At 60.1% G+C, this 15,982-nt stretch carries 16 protein-coding genes; 5 read left to right on the top strand and 11 right to left on the bottom strand.

Annotated features, from left to right (window positions below):
* Positions 1-10: 10 nt before the first annotated feature.
* Positions 11-1,003, bottom strand: a complete 993-nt coding sequence (gene araD1 / locus AC1DIH_RS07135; protein ID WP_477771154.1) for an AraD1 family protein — start codon at positions 1,001-1,003, stop codon at positions 11-13.
* A gap of 272 nt (positions 1,004-1,275) precedes the next feature.
* Here araD1 and AC1DIH_RS07130 point away from each other — a divergent pair, with 272 nt between their 5' ends.
* Together AC1DIH_RS07130 and AC1DIH_RS07125 are read left to right on the top strand one after the other, a co-directional pair.
* Positions 1,276-3,012 carry an IlvD/Edd family dehydratase gene (locus tag AC1DIH_RS07130; protein WP_477771153.1) on the top strand — a complete coding sequence of 579 codons (1,737 nt, stop codon included), beginning with the start codon at positions 1,276-1,278 and terminating at the stop codon, positions 3,010-3,012.
* Between the two features lie 90 nt (positions 3,013-3,102).
* Positions 3,103-3,825, top strand: a complete 723-nt coding sequence (locus AC1DIH_RS07125; RefSeq protein WP_477771152.1) for a FadR/GntR family transcriptional regulator — start codon at positions 3,103-3,105, stop codon at positions 3,823-3,825.
* A 12-nt stretch (positions 3,826-3,837) separates the two neighbouring features.
* On the opposite strand, the gene AC1DIH_RS07120 is transcribed toward AC1DIH_RS07125, so the two are convergent.
* The 6 genes from AC1DIH_RS07120 to AC1DIH_RS07095 form a co-directional block, all read right to left on the bottom strand.
* Positions 3,838-4,641, bottom strand: a complete 804-nt coding sequence (locus AC1DIH_RS07120; protein ID WP_477771151.1) for an IclR family transcriptional regulator — start codon at positions 4,639-4,641, stop codon at positions 3,838-3,840.
* 60 nt (positions 4,642-4,701) lie between these two features.
* A complete protein-coding gene (locus AC1DIH_RS07115) occupies positions 4,702-6,012 on the bottom strand; it encodes an MFS transporter (RefSeq protein WP_477771150.1) in 1,311 nt (436 codons plus the stop codon).
* 178 nt (positions 6,013-6,190) lie between these two features.
* Positions 6,191-7,339, bottom strand: coding sequence for a galactonate dehydratase (gene dgoD / locus AC1DIH_RS07110; RefSeq protein ID WP_427528436.1), 1,149 nt, complete (start codon positions 7,337-7,339; stop codon positions 6,191-6,193).
* Between the two features lie 63 nt (positions 7,340-7,402).
* Positions 7,403-8,023, bottom strand: coding sequence for a 2-dehydro-3-deoxy-6-phosphogalactonate aldolase (locus AC1DIH_RS07105; RefSeq protein WP_427528438.1), 621 nt, complete (start codon positions 8,021-8,023; stop codon positions 7,403-7,405).
* 9 nt (positions 8,024-8,032) lie between these two features.
* Positions 8,033-9,034, bottom strand: coding sequence for a 2-dehydro-3-deoxygalactonokinase (locus AC1DIH_RS07100; RefSeq protein ID WP_477771149.1), 1,002 nt, complete (start codon positions 9,032-9,034; stop codon positions 8,033-8,035).
* Positions 9,035-9,255: 221 nt separating this feature from the next.
* On the bottom strand, positions 9,256-9,738 hold the full coding sequence (locus tag AC1DIH_RS07095) for an N-acetyltransferase family protein (protein WP_477771148.1): 483 nt from the start codon (positions 9,736-9,738) through the stop codon (positions 9,256-9,258).
* Positions 9,739-9,845: 107 nt separating this feature from the next.
* Here AC1DIH_RS07095 and AC1DIH_RS07090 point away from each other — a divergent pair, with 107 nt between their 5' ends.
* Entirely contained in the window at positions 9,846-10,493 is a 648-nt protein-coding gene (locus AC1DIH_RS07090) for an HD domain-containing protein (RefSeq protein ID WP_477771147.1), read from the top strand.
* Between the two features lie 138 nt (positions 10,494-10,631).
* Positions 10,632-11,504 carry an esterase/lipase family protein gene (locus tag AC1DIH_RS07085; protein ID WP_427528452.1) on the top strand — a complete coding sequence of 291 codons (873 nt, stop codon included), beginning with the start codon at positions 10,632-10,634 and terminating at the stop codon, positions 11,502-11,504.
* Between the two features lie 63 nt (positions 11,505-11,567).
* Here the strand turns inward: AC1DIH_RS07085 and AC1DIH_RS07080 are convergent, their stop codons facing one another.
* The 4 genes from AC1DIH_RS07080 to AC1DIH_RS07065 form a co-directional block, all read right to left on the bottom strand.
* Positions 11,568-12,128: a DUF1285 domain-containing protein gene (locus tag AC1DIH_RS07080; RefSeq protein ID WP_477771146.1), complete on the bottom strand. Its 561-nt coding sequence runs from the start codon at positions 12,126-12,128 to the stop codon at positions 11,568-11,570.
* Positions 12,129-12,145: 17 nt separating this feature from the next.
* Complete coding sequence (locus AC1DIH_RS07075; protein ID WP_477771145.1) at positions 12,146-12,751, bottom strand: DUF4823 domain-containing protein; 606 nt, start codon at positions 12,749-12,751, stop codon at positions 12,146-12,148.
* A 248-nt stretch (positions 12,752-12,999) separates the two neighbouring features.
* Positions 13,000-13,968 (bottom strand): GTP 3',8-cyclase MoaA, encoded by a 969-nt coding sequence (locus AC1DIH_RS07070; RefSeq protein ID WP_427540496.1) that lies wholly within the window; start codon positions 13,966-13,968, stop codon positions 13,000-13,002.
* A gap of 140 nt (positions 13,969-14,108) precedes the next feature.
* Complete coding sequence (locus AC1DIH_RS07065) at positions 14,109-14,747, bottom strand: TetR/AcrR family transcriptional regulator (protein ID WP_019689364.1); 639 nt, start codon at positions 14,745-14,747, stop codon at positions 14,109-14,111.
* A 79-nt stretch (positions 14,748-14,826) separates the two neighbouring features.
* Between AC1DIH_RS07065 and AC1DIH_RS07060 the strand changes: the two genes are divergently transcribed.
* Positions 14,827-15,960, top strand: coding sequence for an aminotransferase class V-fold PLP-dependent enzyme (locus AC1DIH_RS07060; RefSeq protein WP_477771144.1), 1,134 nt, complete (start codon positions 14,827-14,829; stop codon positions 15,958-15,960).
* Positions 15,961-15,982: the final 22 nt, after the last annotated feature.

Raw genomic sequence — 15,982 nt, 5'->3', positions numbered from 1 at the left:
GCCTGTCTCCTTAAAGTGTGCCTACTTGACCGGGGGCCAGCTCCGCGTCGTCGCTGGCGATACCGTTGATCAAGGGCGCGCCGAACTCCGCCTGGCTGATTTCGAACACATCGCCCGGCTGCGTACGGATACCGTCTGCGAAAGACAGGGTCGCGGTGCCGAAGAAGTGAATGTGTACATCCCCCGGTCGCAGGAACTGACGGTATTTGAAGTGGTGGTATTCAAGGTTTTCCAGGCTGTGGCACATATTGGCTTCGCCACTGAGGAACTCGTTCTGCCACACGACCTCGCCATTACGCAAAATGCGACTGCTGCCGGCCAGGTGCCGGGGCAGTTCACCGACCCGCAGTTCAGGGCCATAACTGCAATTGCGTAATTTGGAGTGGGCCAGGTACAGGTAATTCCTGCGCTCCATGACGTGATCGGAGAACTCGTTGCCCACGGCAAACCCCAGGCGATAAGGCTTGCCGTCGTGGCCGATGACATACAGGCCGCCGATTTCCGGCTCTTCGCCGGCGTCTTCGGCGAATGGCGGCAGCGCGAATGCCTGCCCCGGACGCACGACAGTGCTACCGTCGCCCTTGTAGAACCATTCCGGTTGCACACCGACCTGACCGGCAGCGGGTTTACCGCCTTCCACGCCCCACTTGAAGATCCGCATGGTGTCGGTCATCGCGCTGTCGTCACCGGCCTGCTGATGCATCTTGTCCCGTGCCGCCGCGCTGCCCAGATGGGTCAGACCGGTGCCGCTGACCAGCATATGCGCCGGGTCCGGGTGATCCAGCGGCACCAGTATCCTGAGCTCGGCCAGCAATTGCGCATAATCGTGACTCCTCCCCAGACCGAGGCGCTGGACCTGCTGCTGCAGATCGACGCCCGTCTCGATGGCGGCCAGCGCCAGCTCGCGCACCGTGCGTACGGACTGCACTTCACGGACCAGACCGTCCTCGACCACGCCGACCCGGCGCTCGCCGTTACTCAATTCGAACTGAACTAAACGCATGAACCTTCTCCTGATCGCGGGCTCAGGAAAAGCTTTGGCTTCAGCGTGATGCGACGAATCGGTCGCAGCTCCTGACCCATGGGATCGATCTCCAATTGTTGTTTTTATGGAAGCTCGGGGACGCCTCTCGCGGAAAACCGCCAGGGTCATACCTCAGTTGCAAACGACTATATAGTATTACTATTTACTCAACAAGACTTCCAAACCCGAGAATTTACGCTTATGTTAGCGCCAGAAAAGAACAATATAGTCTTACTATAAGAGATCTAGCCATGTCTGATAAAAAACCCGACCTGCGCTCCGCCCAGTGGTTTGGTACCGCCGACAAGAACGGCTTCATGTACCGCAGCTGGATGAAGAACCAGGGTATTGCCGACCATCAGTTTCATGGCAAGCCCATCATCGGGATCTGCAACACCTGGTCGGAGCTGACCCCGTGCAACGCGCACTTTCGCCAGATTGCCGAGCACGTCAAACGCGGGGTGATCGAGGCCGGCGGCTTTCCCGTGGAGTTCCCGGTGTTCTCCAACGGTGAGTCGAACCTGCGCCCCACCGCCATGCTCACCCGAAACCTGGCGAGCATGGACGTCGAGGAAGCCATTCGCGGCAACCCGATCGACGGTGTGGTGCTGCTGACCGGCTGCGACAAGACCACGCCGGCGCTGCTGATGGGCGCCGCAAGTTGCGACGTTCCCGCCATCGTCGTCACCGGCGGGCCGATGCTCAACGGCAAGCACAAGGGCCAGGACATCGGCTCGGGTACCGTGGTGTGGCAACTCAGCGAACAGGTCAAGGCCGGCACCATCAGCCTCGACGACTTCCTGGCGGCCGAGGGCGGCATGTCTCGCTCGGCGGGGACCTGCAACACCATGGGCACCGCCTCCACGATGGCCTGCATGGCCGAGGCACTGGGCACTTCCCTGCCCCACAACGCGGCGATTCCGGCGGTGGATGCGCGCCGTTATGTCCTGGCGCACATGTCCGGGATGCGCGCGGTGGAGATGGTTCGCGAGGACCTGAAACTGTCGAAGATCCTCACCAAGCAAGCCTTCGAAAATGCCATTCGCGTCAACGCCGCCATCGGCGGCTCGACCAACGCGGTGATTCACTTGAAAGCCATCGCCGGGCGCATCGGCGTCGAGCTTGAACTGGATGACTGGACCCGCATCGGTCGCGGCATGCCGACCATTGTCGACCTGCAACCGTCCGGGCGTTTCCTGATGGAAGAGTTCTACTATGCCGGGGGCCTGCCGGCCGTCCTGCGCCGCCTCGGCGAAGCCAACCTGATTCCCCATCCCGATGCCTTGACCGTCAATGGCAAGTCGATCGGCGAAAACACCAGAGAGGCACCGATCTACGGCCAGGATGAAGTGATCCGCCCCCTCTCCAACCCGATCCGCGCGGACGGCGGCATCTGCGTGCTGCGTGGCAACCTGGCCCCTCTCGGTGCCGTGCTCAAGCCTTCCGCCGCCAGCCCCGAACTGATGCAGCATCGCGGCCGTGCGGTGGTGTTCGAGAACTTCGACATGTACAAGGCGCGGATCAACGACCCGGAGCTGGACGTCGATGCTCACTCGATCCTGGTGATGAAAAACTGCGGCCCCAAGGGTTATCCCGGCATGGCGGAAGTAGGCAACATGGGCTTGCCGGCCAAATTGCTGGCCCAGGGCGTCACCGACATGGTGCGGATTTCCGACGCGCGCATGAGCGGCACGGCGTACGGCACGGTGGTCTTGCACGTCGCCCCGGAAGCAGCTGCCGGCGGACCGTTGGCCGCCGTGAAAGAAGGCGACTGGATCGAGCTCGATTGTGCCAATGGGCGTCTGCACCTGGATATCCCGGACGCCGAGCTGGCGGCACGCATGGCCGACCTGCAAGCGCCACAGAAACTGATCGTGGGCGGCTATCGCCAGCTGTACATCGACCACGTGCTACAGGCGGACCAGGGCTGCGACTTCGACTTTCTGGTGGGTTGCCGCGGTGCCGAGGTGCCGCGTCATTCACACTGATAGTGAATCGGTTCAGGCGTACAGGAGCGCCTGATTGAGGCGGCAGCGATGTTATGATGCCGTGTATTTCGTCAGAGCAGCGCCCCTGTCATGGATCAGCAGTCCCCCAAGCCACGCAAGAGCATGCATGCCCAGATCGTCCAGGAACTGGGCATGCACATTGTCTCCGGACGCCTCAAGCCGGAAGAACGATTGCCCCAGGAGGCAACGCTGTGTGAGACCTATCAGGTCAGTCGCTCGGTGCTGCGCGAAGCCACCCGGGTGCTGAGCGCCAAGGGGCTGGTGTACTCCAAGCCACGGGTCGGCGCGCTGGTGCGCCCACGCTCGAAATGGCACTTGCTGGATCCCGACGTGCTGTCCTGGCTGATGCAGTCCACACCTCACAGCGAGTTCTTCAACACCTTGTCGGGCGTGCGTCGAATCCTTGAGCCGGAAATCGCCGCCATGGCCGCCACCACGGCGACCGACGCCGACATCGCGATCATCGAAAAAGCCTACCAGGCCATGGAAACGGCTCAGACCCACGAGAACCTCTTGCAGGCGGACCTGGATTTTCACCATGCGATCGCCGACGCGACCCGCAACGACTTGCTCGCCTACATGTGCAACATGCTTTCGCTGCCGCTGCGCGAGTCAATCAGCATCACCAACCGGCGCCCCGACATTCAAAGGCTCAGCCTGCCCCGGCACAAGGCGATACTGACCGCCATCAAGAATCGTGACGCCCTCGGTGCCCGGCATGCCTCGCTGGTGCAACTTGACGACACCCGTGTCGCCCTCGATACCGTGATGAACGTCCTCACCCCGCTGTAACGCAGGCCCGGTTCAGGCCTTGGCCCCCAACTCGGCGGAAAGCCGGGCGGCGACCTGCTTGATCAGCGGAATCAGCTCGGCCATTTTCTCCAGCGGCATATAGGGTACGGTGCTGGCGATGCTGATCCCGGCGACGATTCGCCGGCTGGCATCGCGTACCGGCGCCGCGACACAGCGGATCGACGGTTCATTGTCTTCCAGGTCAAAGGCATAGCCGCCCGCCGAGTACTCCAGCATGCGCTGCTGGAATTGCTCCCAGGTTGGCTCCGGGCGCTGTGGCCATAACTGGTTTTGCCCGCCCACCGGCAAGCTGATCCGATACAGGCGCTGCCACTCCTGTGGCGAGTCATCGAGCATGAGCGCCTTGCCGATCCCGGTGCGCGCCAAGGGCATGCGATGGCCGACCCGCGAACGCATTTCCGGACCATTGCGCCCGGGATTCTTGTGCAGGTACAGCACGTCGTCGTCTTCACGAATCGCCAGGTGAATGGTATCGCCGGTCAACGCCGACAACTCGTCCAGATACGGACCGGCCAGGGTCACCAGCGGCAGCGCTTCGCGCGCCTGGAAACCCAGCTCGATCAGCTTGGGCCCCAGCAAGTAACCGATTTGCGGCACGACCCGCAGATAGCGCTCCTCCACCAGGCAACTGGCCAGCCGATGGGTGGTGCTGCGGGTGGTGCCGATCAGCCGGGCAATTTCCTTGAGGTCGCGCGCGCCACTGGCCACGGCCTGAACTACACCCAGGCCGCGTAGCAGCGTCTGGGTACCCGTCGGCGCGGCGTCCTTGGCGTTTTTTGCGGCGTCTTCCTGCATATCCAGCCTTCAACAATGAGCGGGGGAACGGGCGGCATTATGGTCGCCCGTCCCTCAGGACTACAACTTGATACGCTCAACCTTTCCTACCAACAAGACGTAGGAAAGTGCGCCAATCAACGCCAGCGCGGCGATGTAGGTGATCGCCGGGGCGAAGGAGTCGCCGCTGGCGAGAAAGCCGATCACGATCGGCGTGGCGATCGCCGCCAGATTACCGATGCAGTTGAACACCCCGCCCGTCAGCCCCAACAAGCGTGCCGGTGCCAAGGTCGAGACCAGCGACCAGCTGATCGAAGCCAGCCCGTTGCCGAAAAACGCCAGCGCCAGGAAGGCGATCACCCACGGCGTCGACTCGACAAAGTTGGCACCGATGATCGAGGTGGAAATCAGCAACCCACCAATGATCGGCAACTTGCGGGCGAAACCGATCGTCGCGCCGCGGCGAATCAGCCAGTCAGAGAAGAACCCCGAGCAGAGCACACCAATGAACGCCGCCAGAAACGGCAGCGACGCCAGCAGGCCGGACTTGATGAAGTCCATGCCGCGATACTTCACCAGGTAGGTCGGAAACCAGGTCAGGAAAAACCACAACGTCGAATTGAGGCAGAACTGTCCGAGGTAGATGCCCCACAACTTGCGTTGGCTCAACACAGTGCCCAGGTCCGTCCAGCTGAACGGTGCCTTGCGCCGAGCCGTCTCGGCCTGGATATCGACCAGCCCGCCGCCCTTACGGATGAGTTCGACTTCCGCCAGATTGGCCCCCTTGAAATCCCGTGGCTCGCGATACACCGCGTACCAGACGGCCGCCCAGAGAATCCCCACCACACCGGTGCTGACGAACACCATGTGCCAACCGTATTGATGTTGCAGCCAGGCCAATACGGGCGTCAGAAAGGCCAGCCCGACGAACTGCCCGGAGGTGTAGAAGCCGATAGCGGTCGCGCGCTCACGCTCGGGAAACCAGGTGGTCACCACCCGGCTGTTGATCGGATAGGCAGGCGCTTCCAGCGCGCCCACGGCCATGCGCAAGACGAACAGCGCGATGAAGCTGGCGGCGAAACCGAGCATCACCGTGGCCACCGACCACAGCAGCAGCGCAACGCTGTAGAGGATGCGCGGCGGCACCCGGTCCACCAGCCAGCCACCGGGGATCTGCATGGCGGCGTAGGTCCAGCCGAACGCCGAGAAGATCAGCCCGACATGGATCGGATCGATACCCAGTTCGCTGGTCAGCGCCGGAGCTGCAATCGACAGGTTGCTGCGGTCCAGGTAGTTGATCACCACAGTGATGAACAGCAGGACCATGATGAAAAAACGCTTGCGGCTCGGCGTCACCAACGACGCCTGCCCGGTGAAAGTCTCGGGATGCATGGGGGTGCCTCTTCTTATGATTATTGAGGGCGATACAAAGACTAGTGTTGATACCTTGTGGGAGCGAGCCTGCTCGCGATTGGGCCGACGCGGTATGCCTGAACATCCTCGCTGCACATGCCGCCGTCTTCGCGAGCAAGCTCGCTCCACAGGGGAACTGTGTTGGGTCAGACCACTATCACCACTCGGCAAAACTGCCATCGGCATGGCGCCAGATCGGGTTGCGCCAGCGGTGGCCGATGGCGGCGCGCTCGGCAACGTATTCCTCGTTGATCTCGATGCCCAGGCCCGGGCCGTTCGGGATCTTCACGAAGCCCTGGTCATAGTCGAACACCCGCGGATCCTTGACGTAATCGAGCAGGTCATTGCTTTCGTTGTAATGGATGCCCAGGCTCTGCTCCTGGATAAACGCGTTGTAGCAAACCGCGTCCAGTTGCAGGCACGCCGCCAGGGCAATCGGGCCCAACGGGCAATGCAACGCCAGCGCCACGTCGTAGGCTTCGGCCATGTTGGCGATCTTGCGGGTTTCGGTGATACCGCCGGCATGAGAGGCATCCGGCTGGATGATGTCGACATAGCCTTCGCTGAGCACCCGCTTGAAATCCCAACGGGAAAACAACCGCTCGCCCAGCGCAATCGGCGTGCTGGTCAGCGGCGCCAATTCTTTCAAAGCTTCGTAGTTTTCGCTGAGCACCGGCTCTTCGATGAACATCAGCTTGTAGGCGTCCAGTTCCTTCATCAGCACCTTGGCCATCGGTTTGTGGACCCGGCCATGGAAGTCCACGCCGATGCCGACATTCGGCCCCACCGCATCACGCACGGCGGCGACGTTGGCCAGCGCCAGATCGACTTTCTCGAAGCTGTCGACGAATTGCAGCTCTTCGGTGCCGTTCATTTTCACCGCGGTGAAACCCCGCTCGACAGCGTCCCTGGCAGCCCTCGCGGTGTCGGCCGGGCGGTCGCCGCCGATCCACGAATAGACGCGAATCCTGTCGCGAACCTGACCGCCCAGCAGATCGCTCACCGACACACCGAGGGCTTTGCCCTTGATGTCCCACAGCGCCTGATCGATCCCGGCCAGGGCACTCATGTGAATCGCGCCACCACGGTAGAAACCGCCGCGATAGAGCACGGTCCAGATATCTTCGATATTGCGCGGGTCTTTACCGATCAAGTAATCCGAAAGTTCTTCCACCGCCGCAGCGACGGTATGGGCGCGCCCCTCGACCACCGGCTCGCCCCAACCGGTCACGCCCTCGTCGGTTTCGACCTTGAGGAAGCACCAGCGCGGCGGAACGATGAAGGTCGTCAGTTTGGTGATTTTCATCTTCTGCTCTCTTTTTATTAATGCAGTCTTGATGGATGCAGCGCACGCGGCGCCAGACAAATCTCAGCGCAGCGCGTTCCAGGCCGCGACATACGCCCTGGCCCGAACGGCTACTTCCTCAGGCGTGAGTCCCGGCTTGAACAACCCGGAACCCAGGCCAAAGCCTTTGACGCCCGCCTCGACAAACGCCTGCATGTTGTCTGGAGTAATCCCGCCTACCGGCAGCAGCACGGTCCCGGCCGGCAGCACCGCCAGCCAGGCCTTGACCACCGCCGGGCCCATTTGTTCTGCCGGGAACATCTTCAAGACATCCGCGCCTTCGGCCAGTGCGGCAAAGGCTTCGGTCGGCGTGGCAACGCCAGGCGACAAGTACAAACCCGCCGCCCTGGCCGCACGCAACACCTTGGGATCACTGTGGGGCATGACGATCACCTGACCGCCGGCCGCCTTCACTTGCAGGACCTGTTCCGGGGTCAACACCGTACCGGCGCCGATCAGGCAATCGGCGGGCAAGATGCTGCGCAGGATGCGGATGCTTTCGTACGGTTCGGGGGAGTTGAGTGGCACTTCAATGACGCGAAAACCTGCCTGATACAACACCTCCCCAATGGCCGCCGCCTCTTGCGGGCGCAGACCGCGAAGGATTGCGATCAGACCGTTTTTCGCCAGTGCTTGCTTGAGCATGTCAGACCTCTAGTCGGGTTGAACGGAAGTAGTTTTACCGAGCAGCCCGGCCGCGACCGCCAGTTGCCACAAACCGCGTTCGGTGGCTTGTTCGGCCAAGGTCACATGAGAAAAACCGCAGGTAGCGAGGGCTCGTTGATAGCGGGCACAGAGTTGGGCATTGCCGATCAGAACGATCGACGGAAGCTTTGCGCTGTGGCGGCGATGACGATGCACCGTTGCCAGCGCGGACAACTCATGACCAATCAACAGGCCAGACAAATAGTCCGGCTGTGCTGTGGCACTGAGCTCGCCGGTCAGGCCAAGGCTGCGTGCACTGAACAGCGTCGACAGCGGGCCGATCTCACCGTCCGCCGACAACGCCACCTGAACGCCGCGATCAAAGGCCTCGCTGTCGAAGGCTGCGTCGCGCTGTTGCGTGCGCCCGAGAATGCTGTGCTCGCTGAGCACTGCGAATAGCTCGCCAGTCATGAACGTGTCGAAATGAGTGATACAGCCTTCGACCACTTCGACCCATTTCGAATGGCTGCCCGGGAGGCCGATCAACAGGTTGTCACCAGCCCCGGCTGGCAGGTTCTGCAGCACACCAAGGACCTGGGTCTCTTCGCCACGCATCACATTCGGCAGCCGCGAGCGCTCAATCACACCGGGCACGATATGCACATCAACATCGCGCAGGCTGCGCACGGTTTGCAGGGACGTGCCGAGGTTGGCGACATTCGCCGGCGTATCGCAGTAAGCCGCTTCACGCCAGCCCTGTGCACTGCCGACCATGCCGCAGGCGATCACCGGAAGACCGGGCTGCGCATCGAGCCAGTCACCGCAGGCTTCATCGAACGCCAGTTCAAATCCGTCGGTGCACAACTGGCCGGCAATCACCCGCGACGCTTTCGGCAACTGCATGATCCCCGACGCCAGCGAGCGCTGATCGAGGACACAACCATTCGGGCCGAGCTTGTACGCACGAAGGGACGTCGTCCCCCAATCGAGCGCGATCAATTGCGCCAGCATCGCTTCACCTGTTTTGTTTTTGGCAGTGAGTGAGCTGGACTATAAACCTGGATACACACATATCTCAATATATAAATATCACTCCCATATATTGGGACTTATTGAATTCAAATATGGTTTTGAGCGCTCTCGACCCAAAAAAAATCGCAGCCTTCGGCAGCTCCTACGAATCGGTATAGGAGCTGCCGAAGGCTGCGATCTCTAACAAATGCTGCGAGCGATCAATTGCCCTGGGCAAACTCCCGCAACACCTCCCCATCCATGCGATAACGCACCCACTCTTCCTGCGGCTGGGCGCCGAGGGACTTGTAGAAGTCGATGGCCGGGGTGTTCCATTCCAGCACGCTCCATTCGAAGCGGCCGCAGTCGTTGGCGCAGGCAATTTTTGCGAGGTGGCGCAGCAGTTGTTTGCCGGCGCCGCCACCGCGTTGCTCGGGGGTGATGTAGAGGTCTTCAAGGTACAGGCAGTTGCTGCCCAGCCAGGTTGAGTAGCTGAAGAAAAACACCGCGAAACCAATCGGCAAGCCGTCGCGCAGGCAGATCAGGCCATGGGCGGTGGCGCCTTCGCTGAACAGGCTGCGCTCGATGTCGGCGACACTGGCGATGACTTCATGCCGGGCGCGCTCGTAGTCGGCGAGTTCGGTGATGAACGCGAGAATTTGTGGCGCATCGCTGGGGGTGGCCGGGCGGATTTCGATCGACATGGACGTGCCTTGTGAACAGTTGAAACCGCCATACTATGTCGGCGATCAGCGCTCGTCACATGCCACTTCAAAACTTAATCTACGGACGTCGCCACAAAAGGATTGTTATGAGCCTCGTTGCCTTCGCCCCACTGCAAAACCTCGCCTCAACCTTGCTGCCCCACGCGCTGGAACCGTCCGAGGATGGCGCCCACGATCTGTCGCACTTGCAACGGGTGTGGTGCAACGTTCAGCGGATTCAAACCGAAGAAGGCGGTGACCTTGAAGTGCTGCTGGCCGCGGTGTTGCTGCACGACTGCGTGGCGGTGGAAAAAAATTCACCACTGCGCTCTCAGGCCTCGCGACTGGCGGCGGAAAAAGCCTCGTCGATCCTCAACCAGCTGGATTGGCCCACGCATAAAAGCGCGGCAGTCGCTCACGCCATCGAGGCCCACAGTTTTTCAGCGAACATCGCACCGACCACGCTTGAAGCAAAAATCCTCCAGGACGCCGACCGCCTCGACTCCCTCGGCATGCTCGGCGTTGCGCGCACGTTTTACATCGCCGGACGCATGGGCAGCACGCTGTATGATCCGCAGGATCCCACGGCGACATCTCGAGAGTATGACGACAAGCGCTTCTGCCTCGACCACTTCCAGACCAAGTTGTTGCACCTCGCCAATGGCTTCCAGACACCGACTGGCAAGCGCTTGGCCGAGCTGCGTCATGCACGCCTGAAGCGTTTCATGGACGAATTCATCGAAGAAATCAGCTGACCGTCCAGCACGACCTGAAGTCATTGCCCTGCCCGGAGCAATTTGTACCATCGTGCTTTGTAAACTACGGTTAGCCGCGACAGATCAAGCAGTCAATAGCATCTGTTCCACTTGAATCCGCTATCGACAGGTATAAGCATGAACATGGATGCGTCTACGCAATACCCGATTGTTTTGGTTCACGGCCTTTTCGGCTTCGATACGATTGCCGGTTATCCGTACTTCTTCGATATCAAGGAAGCCTTGGAACACGCTGGCGCGCGGGTGTTTACAGTCAATATTCCAGCCGTCAACGGCAATGAAGAGCGCGGTGAAAAACTGCTCGAACAGGTCAACCGCATTTTGCAGGAAACAGGCGCGGCCAAGGTCAATCTGATCGGCCATAGCCAAGGTCCCCTGGCCGCACGCTACGTAGCAGCGCTGCACCCGGAAAAGGTCGCGTCGGTCACCTCTGTCAGTTGCCCCAATCACGGCTCCGAGATTGCCGACCAATTGCATAAGGCGCTGACACCCGGAGAGTTGCCCGAAGCGTTCGTGCTGGCCTTGTTCAGCGCAGTCGGCACGTTCATTTCGCTGATCAGCGGCCACCCGCAAAACCCTCAGGACCCTCAAGCAGCTTTCGAATCGCTGACCAGCGCAGGGTTGGCTGAATTCAATCGCAAATACCCGCAAGGGGTACCGAAAGTCTGGGGCGGTGAAGGCAACGAAATTGAAAACGGCGTGTATTACTACTCCTGGAGCGGGATCCTGCAGAACTTCCAAACCCCGCAAATACTCGATCCAACCCACATCAACTGCATTGTGCTGTCGAAGTTATTTTATAAAGAGAAAAACGCCAACGATGGGTTGGTCGGACGATACAGCTCGCACTTGGGGAAAGTGATTCGCTCGGATTACCCCATGGACCATTTTGACGCCGTCAATCAAATGGCCGGGATCACCAGCTGGAACGTGAGCCCGGTCAGTCTCTATCTGGAACATGCCGCCCGGCTCAAGAGCAAGGGCTTGTAAGCCCATCGGCCATGGTCCGGTTTGAATACCGGGCCATTTTCCAGCGTACAGAAGCTCGGCGCGTTACGGCTCAAGGCCGATAGGGAAAAACTCGCCGCCGCTCCAGACACCCAACCAGCGCTGCCCGTCGATTTCGCGGGTCACGGCCAGTTCGACCAGTTGATAAAACACGTTGCGATGGATCAGCGCTTCAAGGTTGGTGCGCACATGCACGTAAGGCGCAGGCTCCTGGGTAACGGGATCGATCACTACCCGCAACGGATGCTCGGCACCCGCCTCGGATTGCTCATCAACATTGGTGGTGAAGCGCAACAACTGGGCTTCACCCTCACCTTCCACCTCCAGCGTCACGGCAATGAAAGGCGCGTCATCGACCTTGATCCCGACCTTCTCGACCGGAGTAATCAGGAAGTAATCATCGCCGTCGCAGCGAATGATGGTGGAGAACAGCTTGACCATCGGCTTGCGCCCGATCGGCGTGCCCAGGTAATACCAGGTGCCGTCGCGGGCGATGCGCATGTCGATATCGCCGCAGAAGTCGGGGTTCCACAAATGGACCGGCGGCAAGCCTTTGGACTTGGGGATTTGCCCCAACAGATCGTTAGCTTTTTGCGGACCATTCATGCGGCTCTCCTGGTGAACTATTGATCGCTCATGCCCAGCAGGCTGCGAGCGTATTGCGCCAGCGGCTGAGCGATCAAGTCTTCTGGTTTGTTGTCGTGGAACGTCAGTAAACCGCCACGGCTCTTGATTCGTGCAGTATCGATCAAATACTGGGTGCTGGTCTCGATCAGCATGATCTGAATCACTCCACTGTCGATCCCCAGGCGATCCACGGCGCCCTGATCAAGCAATTCATCCGAGTTGCCGATACGGTCGTCGGCCTTGGCAAAACGAGTGTAGAGCAGGTAATGCGCACCAGCCGCACGCGCCTCGCCCATCGCAGTGTCGAGGCCTTCGGGGGCGCGAGCACGGCGAACCATCGGGAAATATTCGATGAAACCGTTGAAGGCTTCTTCAGCGACCACGTTCGGCCGCGGATAGGCACTGCCCGGCGGTGCAAAAGCGCCTTGGGCGATATAGATAAACGAGTCTGGCTGAATGCGCAGATTATTCACACGACGGCTGTCGCTGTGATCGAGCAGACCAGAGTCGCTCATGTGGTAGCGAACCCCTTCGCCCATGTCGCTGACATTCATGCAGCCGCCAAGCGCCAAAACGGCCAGCAGCAAAACCAGGCTACGCATCCTACCCTCCAGAGGCCGGTGACGGAAAACCGGCGAATGTCGGCAGGATGCAGCTTCCGCGCCAGTCCTTGAGGACTTGAACATTTCCAGATTGAGAATGAGGACCTGTGGCGAGGGAGCTTGCTCCCGCTCGGCGGCGCAGCCGTCGTAGAACGGATAAATGCGGTATGCCCGACAGGTCGCGGGGATATGTTTTCAGGGCCGCTTCGCGACCCGGGGGGAGCAAGCTCCCTCGCCACAGAGATTTATCAACCGCCGATGATCTTCATCACGGTCGCACCACCGGAAAATGCCACTTCCTGCTTGTCGCCCAGAGCTTTCACCAGCAGACGCTGGAGCGCCGGCAATGCTTGATGACGGGGTTTGTCCAGCAAGTCACCGACATAGTGGCGGTTACTCGACGACAGGCAGCCATGCAGCCAGCCAGTGGACGATAGGCGCAAGCGCGAGCACGTGCGGCAGAACGGCACGCTTTCATTGGCGATCACGCCGAAATAGCCGCGCCCCGGAATTTCGTAACGCACAGCCGTGGCATCCACCGGCGCGTCGGCCTGCAGGTACTCATAACGCTCACCGATCAGGCCCAGCAACTGCTTGAGGCTGACAAACTGCTGCAGGAATGCGTTTGAATCGCTGGCCAGATGCCCCATGCGCATCAGCTCGATGAAGCGCAATTCATAACCGCGCTCCAGGCAATAATCGAGCAACGGCATCACTTGATCGAGGTTCTGCCCGCGCAACGGCACCATGTTGACCTTGATCTTCATGCCCGCTGCGCGAGCCTGGTCCATGCCGTTGAGCACCGTCGCCAGATCACCACCGCGCGCAATGCTGCGGAACGCATCGGCGTCCAGGGTATCGAGGGAAACGTTGATCCGCCGAATGCCGGCGTCCACCAGCAAGGGCAGTTTTTTCGCCAGCAACTGACCGTTGGTGGTCAGGCTGATGTCGGCAAGGCCCATCTGCCCGACAGCCGTCATGAAGGTTTCCAGCTTCGGGCTCACCAGCGGCTCGCCACCGGTGATGCGCAAGCGCTCGATGCCCGCGGCTTCGATCAGGTAGGCAACGCCGCGCGCCATGGCCTCGGCCGACAGTTCATCCTGCGCAGCCACCAGTCGCTTGCCATTGGGCACGCAATAGGTACAGGCGTAGTTGCAGGCGGAGGTCAGACTGACCCGCAAATTGCGGAACTGCCTGCCTTGTCGGTCAACGATCATGGATCACTCCGGCGGAAGTAGATTCGGACGCGCTAAAACTTGACTCACAAATCAAGTTTTAGCAATACCTAAGCCTGAGTATATTCCTGGGGCACTGCGCCATACAGAGAAAACATGGCGCAATAAGGCATCTGAATGGTTCAGCTGCTCGGCGTGTCGGTATCGCGCTTGCGCTTGTTGCCCATGCGCACGCCGATGTCCATCAGGAACTGGAAGAAACCTTCCTGATCTTCCAGCACGTTGCTCCAGAACGGCGAGTGATACAGCGCGACAGCGCCGTGCACCAGCGCCCAGGAAGCACAGTAGTGGAAATACGGCGGCACGTCTTCAAGCTTGCCTTCGCTGATGCGGCCCTTGATCAACAAGGTCAGGCGTTCGAAGTTGGAGGCGCGAATCTTGTGCAACTCCTCGACCATCTCCGGCACCTGATTGCCCTTGACCACCTTCTCTTCCAGGCGATCGAACAACCGGTAACGTTGCGGATCGCGCATGCGGAATTCGAAATAGGCCCGGGACAGGGCTTCCTTATCCTTATCGACATCGGCAGAGTGCAGCAGCTCGTTCAGGTCACGCTCGTAATCGAGCATCAGGCGCAGATAGATCTCCGCCTTGGACTTGAAGTGCTTGTAGATGGTGCCTTTGCCGATACCCACGGCATCAGCGATCATCTCGACGGTGACACTGTCTTCACCTTGTTCGAGGAACAGCTTGAGCGCGGTGTCGAGAATTTCTTGCTCGCGGCGACGAAACTCACGGACCTTACGAGGTTCTTTATGCATAAGAAAAGGTCTGTAGGGGTCAAAATACGAAGCCGCGTATTATGCCTAACTTGCGCCAAATTGCACGGATCATCCGACCATGACTATGTTTCTTGATGAATTTGTACAGGCTCCGGGCCTGCGTTATTTGAATCATGCAGCCGTTGCACCCTGGCCAAATCGCGCCGCCACGGCGGTGACACGCTTCGCTCAAGAGAACGTTTTACTGGGCGCACGGGACTATTCGGACTGGATGGAACTTGAACAACGCCTGCGTGAACGGCTGATGCGCCTGCTTAATGCTCCGTCGACGGATGACGTCGCACTGGTCAAAAATACTTCTGAAGCATTGTCTTTTGTCGCCTTCGGACTGCCATGGCAAAGCGGCGACCAGATCGTTATCAGCGATGAAGAATTCCCTTCCAATCGCATCGTCTGGGAAGCATTGGCGGCACAGGGCGTGGAAGTGGTGCAGGCCAGCCTCACCGGCGATGACCCGGAAGGCGCCCTGTTGGCAGCCTGCGGACCGCGCACCCGGTTGATGTCGGTGAGCGCGGTGCAATTCGCCAGCGGTCTGCGCCTCGACCTGCAACGCCTGGGTGCCGGCTGCAAACAACAGAATGTGCTGTTTTGCATCGACGCCATCCAGCAACTGGGCGCCCTGCCCTTCGACGTCCAGAGCTATCAATGCGACTTCGCCATGGCCGACGGTCACAAATGGCTGCTCGGACCAGAAGGCCTGGGAGTGTTCTATGTGCGCAGCGAACTGCGTGAACAACTGAAACTGCACGAATTCGGCTGGCACATGCTTGAACACATGGGCGATTACACTCGCACCGGGTGGGAACCGGCCAAGAGTGCACGACGCTTTGAATGCGGCAGCCCGAACATGCTCGGGGCGATGGCGCTGGAAGCCAGCCTGTCGTTATTGGAAGAAGTCGGCATGGAGCAAGTCGCCGCATTGATCGCCGAGCGCGTGAAATGGCTGCAGGACGGCCTGAGCGCAATTCCCGGCGTCAGACTGCATAGCCCGCTGAATCCGGCCCGGCGCGGGGGGATTTTTTCGTTCAGTATCGATGGCATCGATAATCAGGCTGTTTACGAGGCGCTGAAAGCCCAACAGGTGGTCTGCATCCCGCGCGGCCCAGGCATTCGCTTTTCACCGCACTTCTACACCGAAAAGCGCGTGATTGACGAAACTGTCGCCATTGTCGCGTCGATCGCCAAGCAGTGAGAACCCAAGCGAAGCGCCTGTA

Source organism: Pseudomonas sp. 05N36 (genome assembly GCF_056397385.1).
This window is presented reverse-complemented; position numbering and strand designations above follow the sequence as displayed.